Below are 25,157 nucleotides of genomic sequence, written 5' to 3'. Positions count from 1 at the left end.
ATGGCGGCTCAGTTCTTCTTGCGGAAGCTGTCGAGGGAAACGACCGAGGCGCCAGCCTTGCTGCCGTCGTCGGCAGGATTTGCATCCGCGTCGGTCTCGACAACTCTTTCGACCGGAGCAACCGGATAGGCCGTGATCTCGGCGCCTTCGCCTTCTTCCTCGTCCTCGATGGCAGCAACGTCGAACTCGAGCTCGAAGTTTACCGAAGGATCATAGAAGCCACGGATTGCGTTGAACGGAATGACCAGCTTTTCCGGTGTGTCGGAGAAGGAAAGGCCGATCTCGAACAGGCTTTCCGTCACCTTGAGATCCCAGAACTGGTGCTGCACGACAATCGTCATCTGCTCGGCATACTTGGCCTTCAGATGCTGGGAAATACGCACGCCAGGGGCGCCGGTGAGGAAGGTGATGAAGAAGTGATGATCACCCGGCAGGTGGCCGGTTGCTGCGACTTCGGTCAGGACCTTGCGGATAACACCACGCAGGGCGTCCTGGGCGAGAATGTCGTAGCGAATATGATCTTGGCCCATCAGGTTCCTGTTCCTTCATTGCAACTCTATTACGCGTCGTACCGATGGCGTGGCACCGATCATACACCGAAGCCGAGTCATCTAAAACAGCTATAGACCATTTCAAGGCATTGGAGAAGTTGAAGCGCGCAGGCAGGTGCTCGAATAGCGTAAGCGATGGCCGACAGGGGCAAGCAAAGGGGGAAAGTGGAGGTTTCTGTTGCCAGGTACCTCCGAACCCCGCCTAAGAGTGCGACCCCTTAGGACTTGATTTGAAGTGTCACACTGCGATTAAGCAGCGAGACGAGCTTCCGCATAGTTGTCGTTTGCAACTACTATTTTGACCCGATAACGGCGGTATCATGCCGAGCAAAAGTTCGATCTTTACACCCTTGTCGATCCTATTTCGCCCCCATCAAAAGCCGGTCATCGTGACCGACCGGTTTTTGGTGGAGGCGCCGGGTACCGAACCTTATAAAGACAAAAAGTGAAGTTAGTCGACGTAAGTATTGAGGAAAATCAGTCTTTTAAACGCATCTTGACGTGGACTAACTGACGGTCGGGATTAAGTGGAGGTTTCTGTTGCCAGGTACCTCCGAACCCCGCCTAAGAGTGCGACCCCCTAGGACTTGATTTGAAGTGTCACACTGCGATTAAGCAGCGAGACGAGCTTCCGCATAGTTGTCGTTTGCAACTACTATTTTGACCCGATAACGGCGGTATCATGCCGAGCACAGTTTTTGTCTTTCAATGCCAGTCGATCCCATGTCGCCCCCATCACAAACAGTCGCTACTGCGGCTGCTTGTGGTGGAGGCGGCGGCTTCGAAGCCGCGTCCTGCACATCTATTGCACAAACGGTTTAGCGCCATAGCCTTCTTGCGAAGGCACCTTTGAGATAGTGTATTTTCACATGACTTTCAATGGGGGCTATCGACGGTGAAGATGTACAACTGACACACCCGCAGCCTCCTTGAGTTCTCGCACCATGCGAAGGGCCTGGAGGCGTTCCAAATGCCATTCATGGGTGCGGGTGAGCACGCGATTGAGATAGTCGCGCAGTTCGTCCCGTTCATTCTTCAGTCGTTCATAGCGGGCCTGAAGCTGGAGGTACGCCTTGGTAGGAGACCTCCCGATCTCGACATCTGGATGATCGGCAAGTTGCTCGCGCAGCTTTCGATTCACGCCTGCAAGGAATTCGACCACGTCGGGTTTCGTTGTTTCCTTGTGCTTCGGACCATTGAGAAAATTCCACCCTAGTCCGCATAGGACCATAAAGTCTCCCTGTTCAAGCTCCACTTTGTCGTCGCGCGCCATCCTGTCCCAGAGCGCTCGGCTCTGAAGCTCTTCCTCCACGAGGGCCATGCCAGACTGGATTTTCCGAAGCGCGTCTTCGGTTCGCGAATAAGCTGCGCACTTGAGGTCATCTGAGGCCTTTCTTTTGTTGGGGGTGGACTTCTTCGATGTCATCGGATTCCTTTCAGTGCCGGTACGGTCGTCAAAATTGCCTCAAAATCAGGCCGCAAATCTGGCCACGCTGCCAACTGGCTTCCGATCTCGTTCACCCAGAATGCCTTTTGAAGCGGGGAAACCTCGTCCAAGCCACCTGAGCGCGCGATCTCGAACTCCCAGAGCATCAGGTCGCGCCTATTCTGTTCTTGAACCTGTGCGGGGCAGGAGGATTTGCAGCCCCCAATGTCAGGAACGATATCTCCGCATTCGCCCTTAACGGTGGCCTGTTTAAAACAGAGGACTCCGCGCGCGACGGGCACCGGGACGAAGTCCTGTTGCAGCAGTTCTTCGACATACGTTTCGATCGCCTCGGGCACAACGACGCCATCATCGCCTGCAAGGGATGCGACGCTCGCTTCAAGTCGGGCTCCGCCTTTTCCGCCGAGGCCTGGGCCTCCTGCGGCTGCGGTGGTCTCGAGGAGTGTTCTTGTCCCATTTCGAAAGGCGTCGAGGCACTCTGCGTATATCTCTTCGCGAACGAAGGGGTTCGAGAGGCCGTACCCTGCAGTCGTCCCGCGATCCTCGTGATCCATCACGACCTGCGCAGCGGATAGGCCGTTGGTAACGGTTCGCGCCACGTTGGAGATCAGCGTCTTTCGAGCGGTGTACTGAGTCACTCGAAAGGGAAGTTCAGTGACCTCACAGAACTTCTTAAGGATCCAGTTCCATCTGTTGGTGCTGTATTCTAGCTCTTCGGAAACGCCAGAAAAAAGTCTTGGCGTCCTCCGACCCAACATAGCGTGGATCTCCTCCAGTCCAACGGCTGCTTTGTAAACGAGCTCCGGAATGCGCAGGCGTCTCTGCATTCCGCCGATTTTCCTTATCGACTTGGTTGTGACGGAATCCAAGGTGAAATGGTCGAGCGAGACAAACGCGTTCGGGCCGTGGCGGTGAATGAACCCCCTTTCGATCGACAACAGCTCGGATGGTCGGGGGCCAAGCGCTTCGCCGACCAACAAACCTGTCGCTGCCTGATACAGGTGTATTAGGATATCAGGAAAGCGATAGTCTTTCTCGGCAGCGTTTGGAAAGAGGGTTGATAGCCATTCCCGCGCATGGCTGCTTGCGCTGGGTGTTGCGAGGCAATCCTCCGTCCAGCGAATGAACTCGTCTTGATGTTCCAGAACCTTCAAGAGCTTGGTCAGTAGAAGCGCTCGCTCATTGTCATTGAGTGGCTGCTTCCCCTTTGGTACGGACGTATCCTTATTGGGGCGAACGATTTCGATTTCAAAGTCGTAGTTCTGGACACCTTCAGTGATATAACCTCTTCGCGTCAACTCCGCGAGATTTTCCAACCAAGTAACGAGCCTTGTTCGGATACGTGCGCTCGCGGACAGATCAATAATCGACTGTGCGTTGGCCGGCGTAATATCGGCAAGGCTTCTGCATCCCACGTGGGCCGTCGCGATCAGTAACTTTCGCACCGTTACGAAGGTGTTGAATATTGTTGAAGGCGTCCGTGCGTCGGAGAAGATGTGGATGATGTGAAGCAGTGCGTAAGTAATTTCTTTCAACTGCTGCATCAGAAGCGAACCGGGGTCGAGCTGGCGCGTTTGCCCGTCCGATAAGTACGCCGATGCGAGGAAATTGAGGTTTGCCTTATGGTGGGATCCCGCTGGAAACCAGGTGGTTGGTAGCAGCCAGCGGTGCTGGGCAAATACTGACTTGGGCGTGACCTGCATCGCAGGTAAATAGGGCGGCCGCAGGGCATTAATTGATCGCGAAAGTGCGAGCCATAGGCTTCCCTCAGTCTCTTCGAGAAGGGAATAGGTGTCGGCTACGGGATTTGTCACGTGTTCATGCCTCCATCATTTTTGCAGTTTTTCCCTTTCCGCAAGAACGGCCGAGGGGGGGTACTTATCGAGAATCCTCTCCAGCCTGTTTAGACGGTGCTGAAGCGAATTCTCAAACACTGCAGCAACGCCGACGCTCCCAAGCTGCTGCTTGATCGAAATCCATTGCCTCACCAGAAACGGGAGTGCATCCGGTAGGAACCGAGCCAGCGGACAGCCATCGATGCAATCTTGGCTACGGCAAAGCTGACCCGGTGGCGTGCCATTGTTGAAGGGCTCTGGTGGCGACGTTGGTCCACCACATCGGTTGCCATAGCGGCTTCGGGTGTTCGGATCGAGAATGTTGGTGATCTGCCAGTCTTCAAGACCTGAGGATTTCAGTTCCTTTCTCAAATTCGCGATTGTGTAGTTGGACGATCGGACCAATGCTATCGACTTGTCGAAGATCGCAACGAACAGCTCTTCGCTTCGGCGAAAAAAGTCCCGGCGGCGCGCGTAGGCGGCGGCTGTCCCAGGATTTGAGTGCCGTGCCAGCAAGTGAAGTATGAGCAGGTTATGTCCTGATGTCCGGAAGCCGAATTGAAGCCCTGCATCGCGGAGCTGTCGTACTCCTGCGGTCAAGCCGTACCTTTGGAATATTTCAAGAAGGGGTTTCGGTGTTTGTTGAGAACTCCGTGTTTGAAGGTTGAGGGAAGTAATAATGTTTCTGGTTCTGAATACAAACATATCGTCTTTTATAAACTGAAGCCTGTATAACTCTATCTTTTCCTCTTGGCAGATGCTTGACTTTGAGGAAAGTTCTTTAATTCTCCGCTTGATTTCTTCTCGGAGGGGGTGTGTCAACTTCTGAACGAAGCTGAGAACCTGGTAGGGGTGCGACCATGGTGTTTTTAAACTCGGGATTCTGATCCTTGCGGGTGGCTTCGCGACTTTTGGGTTTTTCTTCCGATCGAAGCGCTCGCGTTTACTCCCTTGGGCGCCTCGCAATTTTGGCATTACTATCCACACCCATCGTTCAGATTCCTCGTCGTGGGAGAATGCTCGCGAATACGGTTCTGCCCACTCAGACCAAGCCTTAATGTCCGCGACACATTGCAGGTTGACCTTGGTTCTGATCATCAGAAGCGCGATGAATGGTGCGAGATCACCCACGCTTGGATGAAAAAAACGCAGGTGCGCAAAGAGACCATTCTGTTGCGTGGCACCAAGTTTCGGGTCGATTGTGAATGCACCAGGACGCGCCTCGAGCCCTGCAATAATGGTCCGGTACCCGAGCGCGATGAGATCTCTCTCGGTTCTTGCCTGAAGCCCTAGGACTTCCCGGCAAATCCAGAGTCGGTTCTCAATTTCATCCCAGTCGCCATTTCTGCCCCCTGCCAGACGGCGCGGGTCGCGTCCCTTGGACGCCAACTCTTCCGCCTGCTGGAAGCGTTCGATGATGACCCTAGCATCCTGCTTTGCCCTGTTGAGGAAATGTCGGGCCTTTCGTTCATCGAGTTCCTCACGAGGTTCAGAAATAGGCTCAGTGAGCGGGTTAGGAGGGATGACGTCAGTCGGAACACCAATGATTTTGAGAAAGCGCCAACAGTATCTGACTAGATGCGCTCCTGTCTTTAGTCTATTTGTGCAGTAAATTATAAATTCTACACAAAATGAAACGGAAACATCTTCAGATGAAGCGATGACACAGTTGAATTTATCCTCGTAGTGTAAGATGTAAGCTCTAATTGTTCTTAGCATCGTGATTTGATGTTTCGTTGTCTTCTTCCCGCTTATGAATTCCTCTCGGATCGCGTGAACGTTCCGGTAGATGAGCGGGCAGTCGGCAAACTCTTCAAAATTGAACTCACGTTCTCGAGCATCTTCAGTCTTATTTGGATGAGGCGCGACGAGCGTCGGAAATGCCCGATCTATTGCCTGACTAACTGTCGATCCAATACGCGGTCCCCTAGGCACGCTGGCCATCCAGGAACTCGTTCCACATGTCGAAGTACATCGGTGTCAGCCACCAATCGATGAGAAGCTTGATGTAGCCGGCAGTATCCTCAAAAAAAGCATGCCCGAGGTGCAATTGCAGAACCCGCGCTGGGTTCTCGGCGACCGCTTCGATCTGCTGGTAAGTGAGTTGTGCGACCGTCAACCCCTCGCGTGCTGCATGGCCCTCTATTGCGTTCTTCAGGAAGAAGCAGGCGAAGAGGTGGCGCAGCACATGTCCCGTTATGCGGAATGGGGCGTTCATATCCTCGTTCGCCCTGCTTATGGCCTTGGCAAGTGCTGCCGCTTTAAGCGGGCGACCATCTCGATTCAGGAACAGATGCGCGGGCGCACTTGAGGGGATGATGCCATTCTTTTGCAGGATGGCTCTCCGGGTTCCGTCTGCGTAGTGCCACAACGCCTGGGCGCAGCCACGGGTCATGTGAGCCAGCCTGATCTTCTTTCCCTTGCCGATGATCCGCTGGCTAATTAGGCTGTCGCTGGAAAACGCTGTCTTGCGGTCGGGGAGAACGCCGATCATGTGGTCATCGGTCAGACTGTACTTCAGTAGTCTCGGCTCGTCCGTCCATGAATAATGTCGTACATCGCGTCGAATGTGGCTCAGGTCGCGCGCGTGTATGATCCCCGGAAGAAGTGTGTTCTCTTCGTTTTCATCGATCCGTAAACCCCGATCGAGGATGTGAAGCACTGCCTTGCGCGGCGTCTCCGATGGAATGCGTTCAATCCAGTCCAGCAGGTGGTCCATCCCGGGCATAACTCCGTTGCCCGGCTTTGTTCGATTTCGACGGAAGTGCGTTTTCTTCGCGCCTGTCTCGTTCTGTGCCGCGCTCCGCGCGGCATACGATTGGTTCGCCTTTTTGATTGCTGCGCCGATAGCGCGGAGCGGCGACGGTTCATCGAATTTCGCGATAAGGCCATATCGTTCCATCCATTGCCAACACAGAAGGATCTCATTGAGACGAGGCTGTATCGTCGACGCGGGATGTAACGGCGAAGGGATTCCGGTTTCCCAATATCGTTGCGTCCAGTAACCGCGGGCGAGGGCGTCCGAATAGAGTTCGGTGACGTGCCATAGTTTCAGTTGATGCCATCGAAGAACGCCACACGAGGGGTGCGCTTCGAGCGTCTCTCCCCAGGTCAATACATTGGCGATTGCGTAGACAATCGACTCAACGCTGTTGTGAGAGGGCTCGTCCGGTGCCGTCCGAGGTTTCGTCAGATCCGAAGGGTCTATTCTTCCTCGGCAACGTTCGAAGAGGTACCAGTTTACACCGTCGGGATAGCTGCCGCTGGCTTCCATGATGAACGGGTGCCCAACCTTCAGGACACTCATTCGCTTCATATGCACTTCTGTCGGCCAATGAACGAACGCCATCTGATTTCCCTTCAGGGTCGCACTCGTGGTGAGGTGTGGTTCTCCGCTATCCGTTCGGCATGCGATGCAATGAAGCTTTCCTACATTAACTGCGCATGTATGTAAATCGGAAAAAGCATTTATAAACAATATGTTGTTGTCAACAATTAATAAGGATTCGAGGCTGAATCCTTCACCGTATCGGTTTCCGCTTTTGTTAAGGATTCAATTCTTGTTTTGATCGTGCCTAGCTGTCCCGTCTGCTGATCCCTGGAGTGGCGACGGAGGTGAAGGGCCGAGCGAGTGGGGAAGTGACGGGATGGGTGGCCGGACTTGCGCTGCGGACTTTGCTCGAGAGCCAGCCGGCGATCAGCTCTGGCGCGGCTGCGGATAGTTTCGATATCTGCTTGCTATTTTGCGAGCATCTCCCTATCAGCTCCCGCAAAAACCGAGGGGAGATTACGTATGCCGAAAAGCGACCCGATCATCTTTTTAAGCCATGCCGCCGCAGACAAAGAGCTTGTCGAGTCTTTCGAAACGCTTCTGTCCAAGTCCGTTGGCATCCTTTCGAAGGACATATTCTGCTCGAGCCTTGAGGGACAAGGAGTGCCGAAGGGCGCGAGTTTCGTTGACAGCATCCGCGATAAGGCTGTCGTAGCGAAAGCGGTCGTCGCGCTGATCACACCCGCATACCTTGATAGTGCATTTTGCATGGCGGAGCTTGGCGCTGCCTGGGCTTTGAACACCCACCGGTTCCCGATCGTTGTGCCGCCCAATACATTCCAAGTCATGGACGCGACTCTGCTTGGTATCGTCGGGGTGAAGCTCGACAACGACGATGCGCTGGGACAGATGTTCGAGGAAGTCAGCGAGTATGTGGGTGTGCAGCTACCCGCGACGGCCGTAAGAAGCCGAGCAATGCGGGAGTTCATGCGCGGCTGGCCCGATTTGTCGTCTAAGCTCAAAGGTGCGCAGAGGATTGCTACCGAGATCCATGACGACGTTGTGAAAGCTCGAGACAAAGCGATCGAGGAGCGCGATTCCGCTGAAGAAGCGCTGTCGAGAGCTGAAGCACATATCAAGGCGCTGGAGAAGGCGAAGGATCCGGCCGACGTCGCAAGGATCTCAAAGGAATTCGACGACTCGTCCTGGGAGGAAGAGCTCGAAGCTGCCTTCGATGAAATTCGCAACCTTTACTGGGAGCTCGGAGGCCCGGAGATTGCACGGCTGATCATCGTCGAGCGTATCAATCGGTTCATGCGGCCGGACGGCAACGCCTTTGGTGAACAGTTGGACCGCGCAGTCGAGCTTGGAGTGTACGATCCGGAGGGTGTCCGATGGGTCGATAGTCACCCTGAAGTAGACCGACTCCGCGATATCGTGGACAGCGTAACGCATCTTTTCGCAATGAATGCCGATATCGCCACGACACTGAATGCGCGCGGCGAGAAATCCGATCCCGGGAGCATCCGGTTCTGGGAAACTCACCTGTGACGGCACACTAGGCTTGGCCTTCCTGCCTACGTGGGTCACATCACATCCTAGACCCCGGAGAAGTCATCAGGCCGAGCGTGCCTACTAATTCGCCGCCGGCTACAGCCGAGGAAGGGGCGTCGGTCAGCTTCGTCTGCCCATTCGACCTGGTCGCGACACCACCACGGCGGCCTCGACTCCCTTGATTTTCTCGAGGCCGGACTGCAGTTCGTGATGCTGTTCTGAATGAGCCGAGTCGTCCCACACGAACGCGACGATCTTGTCGAATGCCTTCGTGGTGCTGAGATAGAGAGAGGCGTCGGCGGCGACTTCATCGGTGACTTTCGCGAAATCCGACTGCGCGCCTCCCCGCATGTACTTCACTTCGATCAGAGTCCTGATCGAAGGCACCGCAAGATCCACTCTGGGCCGTTTATGGCCGACCGAAGGAAGGTTTTCCTCGTCTTCGAGATCTGGAAAGATCGGTGCGAGGATCGTCCAAAGAAGCGCTTGCACATGATACTCGTTCTCGACGTGCCAGACCGCTATTTCTGATCGAGGGGTGCGGGGCTTCGTTTCGAATGTCCAGTGTTTCATTGCCCGAGGAACGCCCCGAAGAGCCAGCAGCAGATCATCCAATCCGGGGCTGGCAATCCGTACATGCGAGCTTCTTGCGACGACGCCATCAAACGCTGAGAGGCGAACCGAGAGCCTCTCGAGGCCTAGGTTGGGACTTGATGGAAGCTGTGAAGCACTCTGCCAGGCGCTCGTTGCCAAACCGTCGTCTGCATTTCCGATGCCACGAAGTGCCAGGGCGAATGCAAGTTCGGGCGGGGCCTGCAGCGTGGGTCCGGTTCCAAGGAGATCCCTTGCCGCCGAGACGAGGCCCAGAGTCCAGGCGTTTTCGCCAACCTCCTTGGAAGAGCGGGACAGCAGGTCGCTCAGCCAGGTTCGGGCGGGAAACTCCCTGACGACGAGCGCAATACCGAGCAATGCAATCCCATCGATTTCCACACGCAGTGGCCTGCCTGCGCTGAAGAATTTCCGCCCTGAGAACTGCTGGATTTCGTTCAGAAGCAGGGTGTTCTGGGCATCGGTGAGGAGATCGCAGGCCTTGCCGTAGCCTAGAGCTGCGACTTGCTCGGGAAGCATATTGTTCTCCGAGGCAGCCGACGCGTGCGAAACCTCCTGTGACAGGCGGTCAACGTCACCGAGAATCCAAGCGCTGAATGCCCGCACATGTACCGCCGCGTCGGTGGCGGCGACGGCGCGTACAAGTTCCTGACGTATCGTGCTCAGATCGATCATCGTTAGAGGAACCAAGGCTTATGACCAATCGCTCCGAAGGTCACGGCGTCCGGATCCCAGCCTTTCACCGAAGCCAGACCTGCAAGCCGCTCGGCGATGAGATCGGAATAGCGAATTGTTATGGGGAATGGCTCGGGTGAGAGCATCCGCCAGGAGTGGGCGGAGAATGCAAACGCCTGGCGAGAGAGATAGGTCATGTCCTTGAACGTCGACCTTTGATGGAGCTTAATGAGGGCAGGCTGCGGCATCCCGTCAGTCACCTGCTTCAGTTCGGAGGCTCCCGCGAAAACAACCAGGGACTCGTAGTCGCTGAGACGGATATGAAGCTGTCGCGCCGGGCCAAGGACACCTTTCTTCCCGCCTCTCGCCGCGATGCCCTTCTGCGCGTGATCGAACACCAGAAATGGATGGTCCGGGGCAATATGCAGGTACGCCGCCTTGACATCGCCCAGGCCCAGCTCGCCCGTCAGAGCGTCGATCGCCTCGACCTCCGACTCCTTGAAAGGTTTGAACGAGTGGAAAACGAGCCGGACCTTGTCTGTGCTCCTCCAGTTATCCTCGGTCCGGACGGCCTCGATCGTCCGCTTCAGCGTTTTGCGCAGTTCCTCGGGATAATGGTCGTACGGAACCGCAGCGGTTCGGTCGCTGAGCAGATAACTTCCATCGCTGGAAAACACCGTTGTTATCCCGACATGCCGCATCTGAGGGCCAAGCCGGCTTTCAGAACTGGTGCTCGAACCCAAGCCGATGACAAGCTCATGGGCGACCGTCTGACTAGATGCTAGCAGCCATGGCGTGCCCCCGAGCTTCGCGTATGTCGCTAGGCTGAGATGGTTCATCGGAAACACGAGATCGTTGTCCGAGAACGACATCGTCTCCAAACGTACGCTCTGAACCGGAACGTCCCGCCTGAGGAAGATAGACTTCGTGGTGTAGTAAGGGTTCGAGCTGTCGGCGAGCGACTTGAACTCCTCTTCGATCTGGACGATCGCAAGATCCCACTCGAAACCTCCGTCGCGGGCCTTGTCCAGCGCCTCGCGACTGGCGATTGCGTAGGCTTCGTCCGATGTGCCGTCGGCGAGGAAATAGTGGACCGTAGGCTTGTTGAGGCGGAAGCGTTTGATGAAGCCGTCCCCATAGCGCGCGAAGTTCTTTCCCTGCTGAAGGACCTTCGGCATTCCATTCAGGAATTTCGCCACGAACTCGTCAACGCGCCCTTCGAGGCGCGCCTGACACACAACGGCGATGTTCAGTCCCTTCGGACTGAAGACCTGCTCGTCGTAGGGGCCATGATCCTTCAGCCCTCGCTCCGCCCAGTCGTCCTTCCGGCTGCCGCTCGGATCGAACAGCAGGAAAGGCTTCTCGATGATTTCCCCGGGTGGGAACAGACGTCCCTTGGTATTCAGTGGGGCATCGACGGCAAAATTGGCCCCAGGAACTGCGGCGGGCTTCTTATCCCTCAGGTACTTCACGATGCTGTCGATGTGCTCCAGCTTGCCCGGGCCGGACGCGAGGTGCTGCGAGGCCCGCTGGGATTGCTCAAGCACGCGCTCGGCATCGCGCCCGAGAACCTTGCGCACACATTCCTCGAAGTTTTCCTTACGCGGTTCCAGGAAGGCCAGTTTCGCAGCGACTTTTTCGTAACCCGGCTCGCAATCCTCCAGAAGGAGCTCTTCGCCGTCGATGCTGCGGACCCGGCCGACAAGCTTCCGCTTGGGCATGATCCGGTCATCGATCAGAGGCAGCTCGACCTGGACGTATCGGCCGACGATGTGCACCCCGGCGGAGATGAGCACGTCGCAAGTCGCGGAGATGAAGGACTTTGCTCGGACATTGCATACGACGCCATGGATCCTCCTGCGGTCGACGGTGATATGCCGGGTATGGATCTCGGTGACCGACAGCCGCTGGAGCCAGTCCGGCAGATTGGCATGTTCGATCAGCGGAACGCGCGCACCGAGGAACTTCAAGGGATTGTTCGACAGGATAGGCCGCTTGCCCAGAAGCTGGATAAGCGATTCCTGCAAGAGCATCGGCCAGAAGATCTGGTGCTGTCTCAGATCAATCGTTTCTTGGACATGTCCAAGCGGGACTGCGCCAGGCGCGATCGGAATGTCGACGATGCTTTCAGCTCCGTCGCGCCGGAAGACATGAGTATCCCTGAAGTCGGCGCGCAGCTCAGCAAGGCGTTCCTTGTCGTAGTTCTGACGCCCGACAAGAACGCTGCAATTACCTTCCAAGGAGATCGGTGCGAAATTAATCGTCAAATCCATTGAAGTCGCCAACAGAATCAGATTCGTGTGATTTGAGCCTATAGTGGCGGCAAGTCTCCGCAACCGGAAGTGCTGGGTTTTTAAAGTAAATCGGCGAGTGGAAGGCCTCCATGCACAGCTATTCTGCTGCGGTCGATGACATCGTCACGATTCAGACGGGTCTCGGTAAATTCTTGGAGGACGCACATGGCTGGGCTCCCGACGGAGCCGCAGCAATGCTTGCATCGGCGAGGCTCGAGCTCATGCCATCGCTCGCAGCCGCGCTGCACAAGTGGACGCCAGAAACCACGATGACGGACGGGGAATTGATCCTTGCCTGGGCGAATCTGGGCAACCTCATGGAAAGTTCGCTTCGGCTCTTCCTCGCCGTCGATCTCAATGATTTCCTTGCCGACCACGAGACGGTCAAGAGCCTAGATGCCGTGCACAAGAAGGGCGAAAACAAGGGGACGATTCATGATCCGACCGAAATCTCGCTCGAGAAGATGAGACAGTATTTCGCCAAAAAGGATCTGCTGCCGCCAAAGGATCTGTCAGCGGTCGCCTTCATTCAAGGGCAGAGGAACGCAATTCACTCCTTCAGCAAGAAGGATATCGAACGCGCAACCACATTTCTCGTCCATGTCATCCGGTTCCGGCGGCTGATTGCCTTCATTGGCCTAGGTTTGCCATATCCGGACGGATTCGAATTCGAAGGTCATTGGCTCGCCAGTAAAATCCTGGCAGAGCCCGTAACCTAACCGCACGCACCCAATGGTCCACACTTGCGCACTGAGCCGGTCTCCGGAGCATTAGCGTTGTAAACAATGCCATCAGCAAGACTTTGACCAACAAGAGGAGCGCGTCACCGAACCCCAAGCGTTCGCCCGTTCGTCGACGCCTAAGGTCGTGAGGACTTGAAATGATCGAACGTAGTTTCGAACCTGCTGACGAGCCGTGCCTCGCGTCTTGTATTCAGGGGGGTAAGGCCCAGCTCGTTGTTCTTCCGATGCGCGGCAAACAGGGTCTTAACACTTGGGGACTCTGCAGTTCCGACGAAGTAGCGGTCACCCTTGTAGACATCGTTCAGCAGTCCAAGAAACGAGCGTCCCAGGCCGATCCCGATCCCGGAATTCAGGTAGTATTTGCACTCGACGGCGAGCACGAGCTTGCTACTCCGGGGTTCGACGTTGGAAGTGCGGCAGATGTCGGCCTCGCTTTTGTATAGCACGGCAACATCGCATTCGTGCGCGATATGAGAGCGACCCGCGACGAAGATCCCGACGTGCGCTTCCAATAAAGGCCGCCCGGGGAAATCGATTTCGGCGTGGCAGTAGTCGTGAGCTGGCGAGAATATGTTGGACGGCGACGTTCTGAACCAGAAGTTGGCCGGATGGTTGCCGTGTCTGTCTCGGAACCTGATTGTCGCGCCTTCATTACGCGCAGCTCTCAGCACTAGAGCCCAGATGTACGCCTCGTAGAGGTCGTATCCGGCAGATGCGCTATTCAGATTGGCTTTCGGAAGACCCGCCAGCGCGGCGTCTATCTCAGTCAATAGATTGGGGCGTAACGGCATTAGACAGTGGCCTCGCGCGGTTGGGCCAGCTCCGTTCGGATCTCGCTGATGAGCGATTCCAACTTTGATGCGTCCATCGAGGTAGCGAGTAGCTCGGCAGGTGTCACCGTCCGGGTCGGAGCGTTTGCGACGTCATTGCCGAAATGCAGAGTGCCATCGAATTCATCTACGTCCAGCTCCTCGAGTGATCTGTTGATCTCGACCGCCATCCGCGCAGGAGCGACGACAGACGTCTCAATGCCGCGAAGCAGGATCTCAAGTTTCTCGCGGCCGGAGAAATCTTGTCTCTGGATAAAATCCGCGCTCGATGAGCTGGCTGTTCGGCGACCAGCAACGGGATCAACGATTTCTCGCTCGCCGGGCACCTTGAGCTTGATTTGGACGGCCTTTCCGGCTTCGATTTCAGCCAATATCGGGGTCAGATAGTCGTCGCGCCCCTGAAGCTCGTCTTCATCTCGCCGCGAGGTCAGGATCGTCACTAGCTGATCGTATAGGGCGTCTACGTCATCTTCATCCATGCTTATAGCGACTTCTCGTTGTGAGTTGCATTTTCTCTACCGCTTCTATCTTCGCGCGCGAAAACCTCAAGTGTCTTCATCAACCTGTGCACAGGAGCGTGCCGAGGGTTTCGAACCGATGCAGCCCTATAAAGTCACGACATCCAGGGTGGAGGCTTGTTTCTTGGTAAGGCCCCCTCGAAACAGGCGGCGATGTTCATTCGGGACCGATAGGCAACGACGATATCGTTTTGATAGAAGTTGGCGCTTTAAGATTGCAATTTACTGCGTGGAGAGGTTGGGTAAGATACTCGATCCTGCTGAGAAATGCTGGAAGCGTGCGAAGCGCAATGGCGTCGGGATGAAAGTCCTTCAACGGAGCCGGATAAGTGCATTCCCCATTGCTTGTCGGCTCCGCGCTCAAGGAACGTCGTTCTTCGGTATCCGCCGACGAGTACGGCTTACAATTATCCCAGGAGCATTCGTTGAGATTACCTGACAAAGAACCTGTCCACGGAAAACTGCTTGGAGAGGCGCTCGATTCGACGACTGCCACCTACAAAATCACCCTGATGAAGACGATCATTGCGCATGTCCGCGGCGGTGGTGGGGCGTTTCTTTCCTTCGATTCCATACTCCGCGGCATGATTGAAACTATCTGGATCCCGGTCGCCCGGTTCCGCCTGACGCTCGGCCATTCCGATCAACTCGCGCGGTTTTTGGATTCGGTTCCGGAAGACATCCGCCTCTACGGCACCTTCCAGACCGCGCTCTCGCATCTCGACATGGGCCGGGCGGCTCAGGACACCATCCTCCGCTATCCGCTGGCCGTATTTCTCACGCCGTGGTTCAAGGCAGCGAGCGTGCAGCACAAGAAGAGCGTCAGGCCGGGCAGTGAGGCGATCCGCGCAGCCGATTCCGGCATCTACCTCCCGTACGACATCGAAGCCAACGGACTGAGACTGGATTCGGCCTTCATAGACTATGTTGCCGGGAACATGGCACTGCTCGAGGGCTGGACCGACATGTGTCTCGTTGACTATCTGCAGCGGCGAAATCCGAACGTCCCTGCAATTCCGATGAAACTGCGCGAGCTGGATCGCCCGAGCCTCGCAATCCAGCGCCGCTTCTGGAAGCAGGCGATGCAGCATGTGCCTCGCGCGTGCTTTTACACCGGGCGGCCGCTCGATCCGGAGAAGTTCCATCTCGACCACTTCATCCCTCGGCGTTTTGTCGCCCATGATCGGATATGGAACCTTGTCCCGTCGCTTCCGGAAATCAATCTCAGTAAGGGTGTGGGCGTGCCGGATGCGAACCTGATCCCGGCCATGGCGCGGGTGCATTTCGACGCCATCGTAGCAGTCCGGCAGCATTCCCCGGAGAAATGGGCGCACGAGTTGCGCGAGGAGTATCTCGATGACCTGGGGGTATCGCCGGAGGTGTTGGCCGAAAACGCTAGCTTCGCGGCGGCCATGTCGGACACCCTGCAGCCGCTGCTCAATCTTGCGCGCAAGCGCTTCCCTGACTGGCGGGGTCATCCCACCCTGCCACACGCGGTGGCCTTGCGATAAGGCTTCATCGGATATCTGCCATGGCGACTTGGCAACGACATTCTCAACGGCTGAAGCGTCACGCTCCTCAGCGCGTCCTAATTTCAGAGTAGGCCAGGAGCAATTTCCGTTGTCCTTTGATCGTGACGAAATCGATAGTGACGTCGAAGAAGGGCGCTACAGCCTGCGCACCGCTTACTTCCCAAATCACTGAATTCGAACGACTCCTCGAACTGGTTGGCGAGGGCCGCCTAGCGTCGTCGACGCAAACCTCCTCTCCAGTATGAAATCAACCGTCCGGACGGTGATCCGTTGCTCGTCGGTCCCACTCTGTCTACGCTTGCCCCAAACGCACAAGATTCGACAGACCGGGGCAGGGCATATGAAGGGAATCTTCGATACCAAGCGAAACTCCGGCTACGACGACGAAATCGCCGTCCGATATCATTTCCCAAAGCAATACCGTGCGGTCGCTGAAACCCTGGTCGGCGACCGGATCATCTATCGGGAGCCGCAGCGGAACGGCGGGCGCCGGGCATATGTGGCAACGGCAAAGGTCGTCGCTGTCCAAGACGATCCCAGCAGACCCGGCTACGCCTACGCCGTCGTGGCCGAATACCAGGAATTCGATGAGCCTGTGCCATTCTCCCAGGACGGCCGATACTGGGAGACAGCGTTGCTGTTGGTTCCTGATCCAAGCCGTGTTGGCGCCTTCCTCCAAGGGAAATCCATCCGCACAATTCCAGAAAGCGACTTCGGAGCCATCGTGCGTGCGGGTCTTTCGGAGACTTTGGCGGCAGACAACGCGATCCGGCTGGAACTCGATCCGAAACATGTCGATGATCGCACACAAGAGCTGCTCGACCTCCCAATCCAAGAGCAGGAACGTCGCATCGAGCAGATCCTCATGAACCGCAAAATCCGGGAGGCCGGCTTTCGCCGGAAGGTCTGTGATGCCTACGACAACCGTTGTGCGATCACAGGGCTGCGAATCGTCAATGGCGGCGGCAAGTCCGAGGCCCAGGCGGCGCATATATGGTCGGTCGCCGAGGGCGGACCGGATGTCGTGCAGAACGGCATCGCGCTGTCGGCAACCGTGCACTGGCTCTTCGACAGGCATCTGATCTCGTTGACCGACGATTACCGGATCCTTGTTTCACACAACAAGGTGCCTTCAGAGTTGAGGACGCTGTTCGCAAAGCAGATGGATCGGATCCACCTGCCTGCTGACGCCCGGCTCTGGCCTCACCCCGAATACGTTGCGCGGCATCGAGAGCGATTCAGCTCAGTGTAACGATGTCACCTGCGCCTGGAGTAGAAAGATGGGGTTCCGAAGCATCACTACTTCGGAACCATGGCGTTCTTTACAGCGTGATATTCTCGGCGGCGATCAAGTTTATCTTGTTGGTGTCCCGGCCACGCATCCGCAGAGAGAAGCCGCAGCGCACGTAGTTCGCGGCTTCCGTTTCCGACGTGACGCGAATGGCGTTACTCGCATGGTGCTTCACGCGGCCGAGCCGAGGATCCGCGAGCTGGAAGGTGCCATCACCATACCGGTGTGGAACGAAGACTTCTCCAGTGGTCGGGTGAATGCGCTTCATATCAGTTCTCCTTCAGTAGCTTTGCGATCTGTCTTGAATAAATTGTCGGATCCAGGCCCGCCGCTTCGGCGACGCGCTTGGCGGCGAAGGCGTCCATTCCCTCGCCGCGCGTCCACGCGCGTGTCTGTTCGACGCCCCAGCCGATTTTCTCGGCCATCTTCTCGGTCGTCTGGCCATTGAGCCAGAACATCATGCCAGCGAGTGCACCGAGTGCGGCGAGGGATCCGGTCGATGAGATTCCGGCGTTCAACCAGTCTGCATCGAGCTGTCCGCATTTGAAGCCGCGACGGCCGCTTAGCCAGTCGAGGGCGTCGATTGGGTCGGCGTATGCGCGCTCGTCGTGGGCGTCGCTCGGCAACGCCTTAAACGACCTGATGGGTTTGCTCCCTGTCGGTCCCATTGCATTCCGCACACTCCGAATGTCGACATCGGCCAGAAGTGCGAGATCGTCCGCGGTGAACACGATCATGTCGCTGCTGTCGCCCCATGCCGGGTGCGAGCCAACCGTTCGATGGACGAACTCGATGAGATCGAGATAGGCGGTTCCTGCTCGATAAAGAAAGGGCAGTGGTCTGTCCGGATTCTGCACAATGTCGGAAAAGTCGCCACCGGTCCCGTAGGAATCCGTCGGCACCGCCGTGAGAAAGTAGCCGATCCAGTCGAGCGACTCGTCGCGTTCGTCCTGGTAGTCGACTTCATGGATCGGACGAAGCTCGGTCAGCAGTCCGTGGCCTCGGCGAACCGTCCGATGAAGGTGCGTTCCCTCGACTGCAACCGAATTCAGGAATTCGTCCGTCTCGTCCCAAAAATCGTTGACCATGCTGACGAGGAAGCCGGAGGCGGACGAGGGGATTTTGACCCCAAGGAACGCCTCGGCAGCCTTGGTCGCGTTCGGCGTGGACCCAAGCATGTTCATCATGCCATCAGCGACAAGAAGCATCGCGAGGCGCATGTCCCTGATGTGATCCAACCACGGCAGAAGTTCTCGCATCGGCGCACTCCCTTTCAAAAAAATGATATGCCAGCATCAATTTTCAAAAGCAAACAAAAATGATGTCGCGATATCATTTTTTTAGTTCGGGAGTCCGAATGACGCGGGTTGCGCACGAGGTCGCTTGGACAGCACAGCAAGATTTCATCGCGCGCCGTTAAAGGCGACGTTAAGCGTCTTCGATCAAATATCACGTGCTACTGCTGCGGGAATGTCCGCGCGGTGGCCCCAGGAGGACCATTCTTCCTGTAGAAGACACGCGACAAAGTTGGGACGATCCCGGAAATGCTATCGAAGATCGCCTCCGGACTTGGTAGTGTGGCTTGAATTGTCTGGGGGAATCATGCGGCAGACTGCGATCGATCTCTACTCCGGCTGCGGCGGCATGTCGGCTGGTGCGGCCATTGCCATTCCCGATCTGGAGATCAAGTGGGCGCTCGACATCGACCGGAACGCAACCACGACTTTCAAGAAGGCCCATCCTGAAGGCCTCGTTGACTGCTGCGACGTCTCCCTCGTCTCCGCCACCGACGTTATCGAACGGGCAGGGATCGAGAAGATCGACTGGTTCTTCGCAGGACCGACGTGTCAGGCAGTCAGCACGATGGGCGTCTTCCACCTCGATGACCCGCGCAACGCGCTTTTCGTCCACTTCATACGATTGCTCGACGGCTTCACGGCTGCCGGACGTCGACCGCAGCGGGTCGTCATGGAGAACGTGCCCGGCGTCGTCTACGGCAAGAACCTCATAATCGTGAAGGAGTTGTTCAAGCTCTTCGAGGATCGCGGATACCATGTCTTCGCCGATGTCGTGAACATGGCCGACTACGGGCTTCCGCAACTCCGCAACAGGTTCATCCTCATCGCCACGGTCGATCCCGTTCGAGCTACCTTCCCAAAGCCGACGCATGCGGCAGAAGCTGGACGTGGGCTGCCGCGATACGTGACCGTTGCCGAGGCAATCGGGGATTTGTCGGCTCCGGTCAGCCGGGACGGGAAGGCGTCGACTGCGCTTCCCGCAGCGCCGACAGAGTTCCAGCGTTTCGTGGCCGACACGAACGGCGAGATCGAGAACCACTGGTGCAACACGCTTACCGACCTCAACCGGAAGCGCATCTCCAAGGTCCCGCAGGGCGGATCGTGGAAGGACATTACGCCGGAATTGCTTCCAGACCGTTTCCGACGCGTCCGCCTGACCGACTACGCGACCCTCTATGGACGGCTCCACGAGGCTTCGCCCGCTTACACCATCTCGGCCGGGTTTGGGAACGTCACCTCGGGCTGCTTCACGCATCCGCTTCAGGACAGGCCGCTGTCGGTGAGGGAGGGCGCACGGCTGCAGGGCTTCCCTGACAGCTTCGAATTCAGTGGGCCGCGCGGGATGCAGTACAGGCAGGTCGGCAATGCCGTTCCCCCGTTCTTTATGACGAAGCTCATCCCCCACCTGCTGAATGGCACCGAGGGCGTGAAGGCCAGAATCACCATGGACGCGCTGGCTGACGGCAAGAAGTTGCCTCCCATGGTCAAGCGCTTCACTGGAAAGAAGAACGACTCCGAACGCGCCCGCGACGGCTACGGCGGAGGAACCTACTGGCCCGCTGGCTGGGGCGAACCGATCGCTGCGGATGCCGTCGCCGCAAACGGCTACCGCTTGAACGATATTCCGCTACGCTATCGCCGCCGCGATGAATGGCGCGTCAGCCGCGACCAATTCCACGATCAGGACATCGTGAAGGTTTATGAAGAGCAGCTCGCGGCTGCAGGCTTCGGACCAGTGGTCGCGGTTCCTCTCCTTAAGGAAGGCAAGGTCGACGCCATCGACCGGGCTGTCGTCCAGATCATCGCGACTCTGTCGGCGGAAGGTGGTGCTTTCGACGTCGACGTTCCGGTCCGATATCTCCGTGCGCGAATCAAGCTGCTGCACGAGAAGCTGGTCGAGAGCAATGCTCCACGGCTTCCTGCGATTCAGTCGCTGGAAGATGACGAGATTGTGCGGTTCGGCAGCGGAGGTTCGCGCGTCCGTTTCGCCCGCCTTGTCTTCGAGGAGTCCGGTCTGATTACAGGATCCGACAACCGCGGCCCGCATCTCGTCCTGCAGGTTGCTTCGAAACTCCCAGAAGAAAATGTGGACGGCGCGAAGAACCGCGTGGCGGCCGGGTGACCAGGGTTGCGCGAAGGTGAATGAAACTCCACTTTAAATAGCGGGCGACGCGGCAGTTTTCTGGGGGAACGATTGTCGGAATTGGAGGGGATATTCCTCGAGAAGTTCTTTCTCGAGCCGGGCAGCGAGGGAACGATCGGCAGCGTGTCGGTGGACGACGACGTGCTCGTCGAGATTTTCGGCGCCACCGACCTTGCCGACGTGCAGCAGCGCTTCGTCGGGACGCTCTTGAAGATCTCAAGGTTGAAGGCGCTCCTCGCAGGCGAGTATCCGCCGTTTTCGGGACGTCCGCCAGACTACCTGCGCATACTGATGTTCGTCTGTTGGATGCAAACTTCGAAGGTACGCGAGGAGGACGACACAGACTTTCGCGAGATGCTGGGCAGACACACGGGCATAAATTTCGAAGGCACGCTGATGCGCGGCCTCAACCCGATGTGGGAGCACCTGCAGACATATCTGGCCAAGGAGCACGGGATCGAGCTCGATCTTCCGGGGATCCACCCACATTCCCAGATCGGGCGCACGCTCCGCATTGCTTTTCCAACGTTGCGCGACAAGACGGCCTTCAAGCGGCTGCGGCAGACGATCGGTGCGCAGAAGCTGCTCGATCCAGTCGAGTTGTCCCGCGCGGTCAATACGACTCGCGATCTGATAACCGAAACGATGCCGTCGTTTTCTTACAACTTAAGGTTATTCGACCGATCGTGGAAACGCGGTGGACGCGAGTATGTGGAGACGACGTTTTGGAAGGCATGGTACGCCTTCGTTGCAGAATACACGGCGCTCGAAGAACTTGAGATCGTCCGTGGAGACTTCGGCGACCACGAATTGTTCAGGGTCTCGCCGTCGGGCGAGCGCAAGGCGCTCCGCGGACCCGAAGAAGCCCAGAAATTCGTTCCCGAACCCATCGCCAAAGCCATCCGCAGTGGCGTGGTGCTGATGGAGGATCTCGGCTGGGGTCGTTCGCGGGCGACCAGCGCGCACGAATCCAATCTGATCCTGCTACGTAGATCGCGTCTCGCCGAATGCGACGAGGGAACCATCGTCTCCTACGACAACATCAATACGGGATGGGTGCTTACGAACTTCAGGAACCGGGCAGCTCCCGACGCTCCGACACCGTCCGCAAGGCGCACGATCGGGTGGCGAGACGGGATTAAGGTCGGCGGAGCCTACCTTGGCCGTACTCCATTCACACCCATCCTGTCTCTCCCTGCGGATGTCGCAGGTAAGGTCTCCCTAGGTGGTAACGAGGTCGCGATGGAGGCTGTGCCGAACGGTGTCGCGTTCCCGTGGGGAACCTATTCAGGCACCGCGACCGCGCAGGCCAATGGACAAGTCCTCAATACCCTTTTGGTCCCGAAGGCTGTCGAAACACCGCAGAACCGCAGGCTGACGTTCGACCGCTTCCGCGACATCGGAGAAGACCAGTTCTATCGCGACACCGCGCCGACCTTGGACAACGTCCTCAATCTATGGCCCGGCGAGCGAGTGCCCACCTGCGACGAGATGACGAACATCGGCGAGGCGCTGTATGCGCGGACCGCCCGTGGACTGGCCTTCGTCGACGCGCTCGAAATAATCAGGCGCGGCCTCCCGCAGACGGCATCGGCACCGAGGGAATGGGACATCCTCCGTGCGTTCGCGGATGCGGGATGGTTCGACCTGACACTCGTGCGCAACTTCCCTGCGCGAAAGCTTCTCCAGCGTGCGCCTACAGTGCGGGTGATCGGCACCGACACCGTTGTGATCGATGGGCCAACACCAATCGCGCTTGTCGAGCGCATCGAAGCCGCCGCCTCGGCAGCGGGCGGGATAGTCGAGATCCAAAACGGCGTTTCACAGTGGTCGCTTCCACGCCTTCTCGTACGGACAGGCGACCGGAACCGTCAACGGGATTTTGTCGAGCGCATCGGTTTCGCGGAAGAGGAAGCGAAGGCCAAGGCGGCGCCGAGGAAAGGCGACGAGCACGACGCCCACGGCTATCACGTGGTTGCACGCTTCGATGACCAGCGCGGTTTCTTTGCCTCGAACTTCGACAATGAGATGCCGCAGGGGCTGTACCGCCTTGAACGAAACGAAGGGAAGAGGCCTTTCCTTTATCGATCGGTCGTCGCGGGTAGGAGAGTGGAGAACTTCGTTTCTCCATCCATCGCCATTCTTGCTCATCACGCGAGGATGCGGCACCAGCTCTTCCGGTACGACGGCAAGGTCATGATCGCCTCCGCGTCGCGTGTCTCGCTGCCATCCAGTTGGGCGCGATGGGCTTCGGGTAGGACGGTCTGCAACGCAGGCGCAATGCTGCGCGGCGGAACCTGGGTCTACGCCTATCCGCTCGGATCCGAAGAAGTTTCGCTCCTGTCCGGGATGATCTCCATCGGTCGGAGCGACGGGAACGGCACGCCGTGGATCGACAGGTTTGCGGCTTCAGCATCTAACAGCGGCAGAGCCATATTCGACGGCCGGGCCGGAAAAATACGCAGGGCAGGTTCCGCCCTCGGGAAGAGCATCTGATGTCAGGATCATCGAAGTCCATTTATCGTGTCCGCCAGCTTGTGGGCAACGACGCTGCCGTCGTCACCGAGGTCTCCGAAGACGCTGGAAGCGTGGCCGGCTACGCGCATCCCAAGGTAGTCCGGAATGCGAAGGTTCGGCTTGGCGGTGTCGACTCGTTCTGGCTTGCGACGGACGTGAAGACGGGAAGGACGTTTTCGCCGTCGAAGGAGGAGGCTGCGCCTGCTCCGTTTCCTTCGGCTTCCGCCACGTCGTCACTGATCGGGCGCATGAAGGGTGGCAGTGGCATCGATTTTACGGCGCCGTTCAGCGGACTCGCCAAGAGCGCCAAGATGGAAGGCCTTTCGTTCGGAACGGCTATCAGGGTTCCAGTCGCGATTGGCCCTGGCAGCAGAACGCACGAGGATGTCGTTTCTGACCTCAGGGAAGGGAAGCTCGCCGTCGATATCAGGACCACTGTCGATGCGATCGAGGTCAGGCCAAACGTCTTCATGATTTCCGGGTTTGTCCGGCAATCCAATGGCCAATATGCTTTGGCAGCAGGCGCAAGCCTTCGCGCAGTGCCGACTGTAACCATCGCCGGCAAGATCGAGACGACACGTCTTTCGTCGGGCATTATCGTCTTCGGCGCGCAGCCCAAATGGACCTCCGAAACGGAAACTGATCTGCGTTCCGAAGACGAGATCCTCGCTTCGGCCGAAAGCTGGCTGGGCCGCCTTCAAACCGCGGCATCGCTGTCCGATGGCAACAGATCGGAAAGCCCCGCCGACCTTCTGAAGTCTTTGGCCGCCGCGTCAGTGGTCGCTGAAGAGAGGGAAGATCTGGAGTCCGCACTTCGCGTGCTATCAGGCCGCTCGGAGCTGCTCGAACTGCTACCGAAGCTGATGACGCGAGCCGAAGATTGGCGTGCCCGCCTCCAACAGTTCGAGCATACTGAGCAGGATCGGCTCCGGACTGAGATAAAGGCGCGGCTCGCCGAACAGGCGGAGCACGAGTCGTCGCGCCTTGCCGAGCTGCGCGAACAGATACTCGATGCCGAGGGGCGGCTGGCTACGCTCGCGCATCGGGAGGTGCTGCTTCGGAACGAGACCGAGCAGCACGATGCGCGCGTGAAGGAAAGGATCGAGGACGCGGCCCGTGCTGTTAGCGGAGCGTCGCTCGATGCAACCGATAGACTGCTGCAGCAGGTTGCGCAGCTACGCGAGGAACTTGAGGAGACGAAGAAGTCGTTGCCTAAGGAAGACGTATCTAGCAGTCCGGCCCACGAGGAGACCCCCGCCGCACCTTCCATAGCAGTTCGGCTGCCGCCCGTCGTGACCGAGAAGGAGCGCGTGCATGTACTCCGCGAGCTTGCATCCTCGACCGGACTACCGCTCGCCGATCTCGTTGCCGTACTTCTTCACTCGACCGCAGACGTCCCAGTTCTCGTAGGTGATGGATCTGCAGGGATCGTGGCAGACATTGCGATCGCCATCGGTGGGGATACAGCCGCCATCGTCTTCTGTGACCCCACGCATGTATCCTTCGGCGACCTTCTGCGGGACGAGGCCGCCGGCTTGGGACGCGCGATCGAAGCTGCGAAGGAAAATCCAGACGTTATCGTCCCAGTCGCGTTGTGCGGCCTGACGAACGGCCCCTGCGAATACTGGCTACCGCAGCTCGTCGAAATGCGCCGGATCGGCCGAGTGCCTTCGAACCTCGCGCTAATCGCCAGCGCAGGCACCGATGGTCTCCGGGTCTCTGTGCCAAAATCTCTGCTTCGCTACCTGTTTCCGCTCGCTGCTGCGCGTAGCGAAGTCGCAGCAAAGGTCGATTACGTCGGCTCGTGGAAGCCTTTCACCACTGACGCGGCGCTGATCCAGAACGCCATCAGGATACTGAGAAGCAAGTCGATCGACCCTGTTTTGATCAGTCAGATCGCCGACCTTCTCGCTCGCGTGCCAATGGCCATGGCCGAGGAGCAGGTCGAGATCGCGAACGCCCTTCTTAGCGAACAGAAGTGGATCGCTGCCTGGCGTGACGGGGCCGATCACGATCTCATCCAGCATTTTCAGAACTTGGGGAACTAGA

General features: G+C 57.6%; 18 protein-coding genes and 2 other RNA genes. 7 read left to right on the top strand and 13 right to left on the bottom strand.

From position 1 onward, the window contains the following. Positions 1–8: 8 nt before the first annotated feature. The 7 genes from QO002_RS15010 to QO002_RS14980 form a co-directional block, all read right to left on the bottom strand. Positions 9–530: an SspB family protein gene (locus QO002_RS15010; RefSeq protein WP_307231025.1), complete on the bottom strand. Its 522-nt coding sequence runs from the start codon at positions 528–530 to the stop codon at positions 9–11. A gap of 185 nt (positions 531–715) precedes the next feature. Next, positions 716–1,066, bottom strand: a transfer-messenger RNA (tmRNA) gene (gene ssrA / locus QO002_RS15005). An 11-nt stretch (positions 1,067–1,077) separates the two neighbouring features. Continuing rightward, positions 1,078–1,435: a transfer-messenger RNA gene (gene ssrA, locus QO002_RS15000) on the bottom strand. Positions 1,436–1,437: 2 nt separating this feature from the next. Then, on the bottom strand, positions 1,438–1,977 hold the full coding sequence (locus QO002_RS14995) for a hypothetical protein (RefSeq protein ID WP_307231023.1): 540 nt from the start codon (positions 1,975–1,977) through the stop codon (positions 1,438–1,440). Continuing rightward, positions 1,974–3,812, bottom strand: coding sequence for a hypothetical protein (locus QO002_RS14990; RefSeq protein WP_307231021.1), 1,839 nt, complete (start codon positions 3,810–3,812; stop codon positions 1,974–1,976). Before QO002_RS14990 ends, QO002_RS14995 begins: the two co-directional genes overlap by 4 nt. 15 nt (positions 3,813–3,827) lie before the next feature. Beyond that, entirely contained in the window at positions 3,828–5,777 is a 1,950-nt protein-coding gene (locus tag QO002_RS14985) for a hypothetical protein (RefSeq protein WP_307231019.1), read from the bottom strand. Then, the gene (locus tag QO002_RS14980; RefSeq protein ID WP_307231017.1) at positions 5,761–7,182 is read right to left on the bottom strand and encodes a site-specific integrase; all 1,422 of its coding nucleotides are present in this window, start codon (positions 7,180–7,182) and stop codon (positions 5,761–5,763) included. The genes QO002_RS14985 and QO002_RS14980 overlap by 17 nt, the downstream gene beginning before the upstream one ends. Positions 7,183–7,626: 444 nt before the next feature. Between QO002_RS14980 and QO002_RS14975 the strand changes: the two genes are divergently transcribed. Next, complete coding sequence (locus QO002_RS14975) at positions 7,627–8,655, top strand: TIR domain-containing protein (RefSeq protein WP_307231015.1); 1,029 nt, start codon at positions 7,627–7,629, stop codon at positions 8,653–8,655. A gap of 123 nt (positions 8,656–8,778) precedes the next feature. On the opposite strand, the gene QO002_RS14970 is transcribed toward QO002_RS14975, so the two are convergent. Both QO002_RS14970 and QO002_RS14965 read right to left on the bottom strand, forming a co-directional pair. Next, positions 8,779–9,942 (bottom strand): PD-(D/E)XK nuclease domain-containing protein, encoded by a 1,164-nt coding sequence (locus QO002_RS14970; RefSeq protein ID WP_307231013.1) that lies wholly within the window; start codon positions 9,940–9,942, stop codon positions 8,779–8,781. A 2-nt stretch (positions 9,943–9,944) separates the two neighbouring features. Beyond that, complete coding sequence (locus tag QO002_RS14965; RefSeq protein ID WP_307231011.1) at positions 9,945–12,215, bottom strand: argonaute/piwi family protein; 2,271 nt, start codon at positions 12,213–12,215, stop codon at positions 9,945–9,947. Positions 12,216–12,325: 110 nt separating this feature from the next. Here QO002_RS14965 and QO002_RS14960 point away from each other — a divergent pair, with 110 nt between their 5' ends. Then, positions 12,326–12,955 carry a hypothetical protein gene (locus tag QO002_RS14960; protein ID WP_307231009.1) on the top strand — a complete coding sequence of 210 codons (630 nt, stop codon included), beginning with the start codon at positions 12,326–12,328 and terminating at the stop codon, positions 12,953–12,955. 140 nt (positions 12,956–13,095) lie between these two features. Here the strand turns inward: QO002_RS14960 and QO002_RS14955 are convergent, their stop codons facing one another. After that, positions 13,096–13,770 (bottom strand): hypothetical protein, encoded by a 675-nt coding sequence (locus QO002_RS14955; protein WP_307231007.1) that lies wholly within the window; start codon positions 13,768–13,770, stop codon positions 13,096–13,098. After that, on the bottom strand, positions 13,770–14,288 hold the full coding sequence (locus tag QO002_RS14950; RefSeq protein ID WP_307231005.1) for a hypothetical protein: 519 nt from the start codon (positions 14,286–14,288) through the stop codon (positions 13,770–13,772). Before QO002_RS14950 ends, QO002_RS14955 begins: the two co-directional genes overlap by 1 nt. Positions 14,289–14,656: 368 nt before the next feature. On the opposite strand from QO002_RS14950, the gene QO002_RS14945 reads away from it, so the two are divergent. Both QO002_RS14945 and QO002_RS14940 read left to right on the top strand, forming a co-directional pair. Next, on the top strand, positions 14,657–15,838 hold the full coding sequence (locus QO002_RS14945; protein WP_307231003.1) for an HNH endonuclease domain-containing protein: 1,182 nt from the start codon (positions 14,657–14,659) through the stop codon (positions 15,836–15,838). 361 nt (positions 15,839–16,199) lie between these two features. Beyond that, on the top strand, positions 16,200–17,111 hold the full coding sequence (locus QO002_RS14940) for an HNH endonuclease (RefSeq protein ID WP_307231001.1): 912 nt from the start codon (positions 16,200–16,202) through the stop codon (positions 17,109–17,111). Between the two features lie 70 nt (positions 17,112–17,181). Here the strand turns inward: QO002_RS14940 and QO002_RS14935 are convergent, their stop codons facing one another. Together QO002_RS14935 and QO002_RS14930 are read right to left on the bottom strand one after the other, a co-directional pair. After that, complete coding sequence (locus QO002_RS14935; protein WP_307230999.1) at positions 17,182–17,418, bottom strand: hypothetical protein; 237 nt, start codon at positions 17,416–17,418, stop codon at positions 17,182–17,184. 1 nt (position 17,419) lies between these two features. Next, a complete protein-coding gene (locus QO002_RS14930) occupies positions 17,420–18,409 on the bottom strand; it encodes a hypothetical protein (RefSeq protein ID WP_307230997.1) in 990 nt (329 codons plus the stop codon). 343 nt (positions 18,410–18,752) lie between these two features. Between QO002_RS14930 and QO002_RS14925 the strand changes: the two genes are divergently transcribed. The 3 genes from QO002_RS14925 to QO002_RS14915 all read left to right on the top strand — a co-directional run bounded on the left by QO002_RS14925 (position 18,753) and on the right by QO002_RS14915 (position 25,156). Next, complete coding sequence (locus QO002_RS14925) at positions 18,753–20,570, top strand: DNA cytosine methyltransferase (protein WP_307230995.1); 1,818 nt, start codon at positions 18,753–18,755, stop codon at positions 20,568–20,570. Between the two features lie 72 nt (positions 20,571–20,642). Then, complete coding sequence (locus QO002_RS14920; protein WP_307230993.1) at positions 20,643–23,087, top strand: hypothetical protein; 2,445 nt, start codon at positions 20,643–20,645, stop codon at positions 23,085–23,087. Further along, positions 23,087–25,156 (top strand): coiled-coil domain-containing protein, encoded by a 2,070-nt coding sequence (locus QO002_RS14915; protein WP_307230990.1) that lies wholly within the window; start codon positions 23,087–23,089, stop codon positions 25,154–25,156. Before QO002_RS14920 ends, QO002_RS14915 begins: the two co-directional genes overlap by 1 nt. Position 25,157: the final 1 nt, after the last annotated feature.

The sequence above is a fragment of the Pararhizobium capsulatum DSM 1112 genome, assembly GCF_030814475.1.
GTDB classification, from domain to species: domain Bacteria; phylum Pseudomonadota; class Alphaproteobacteria; order Rhizobiales; family Rhizobiaceae; genus Pararhizobium; species Pararhizobium capsulatum.
Note: the sequence above shows the minus strand (reverse complement) of the source record. Positions and strands in the feature narration are given on the sequence as shown.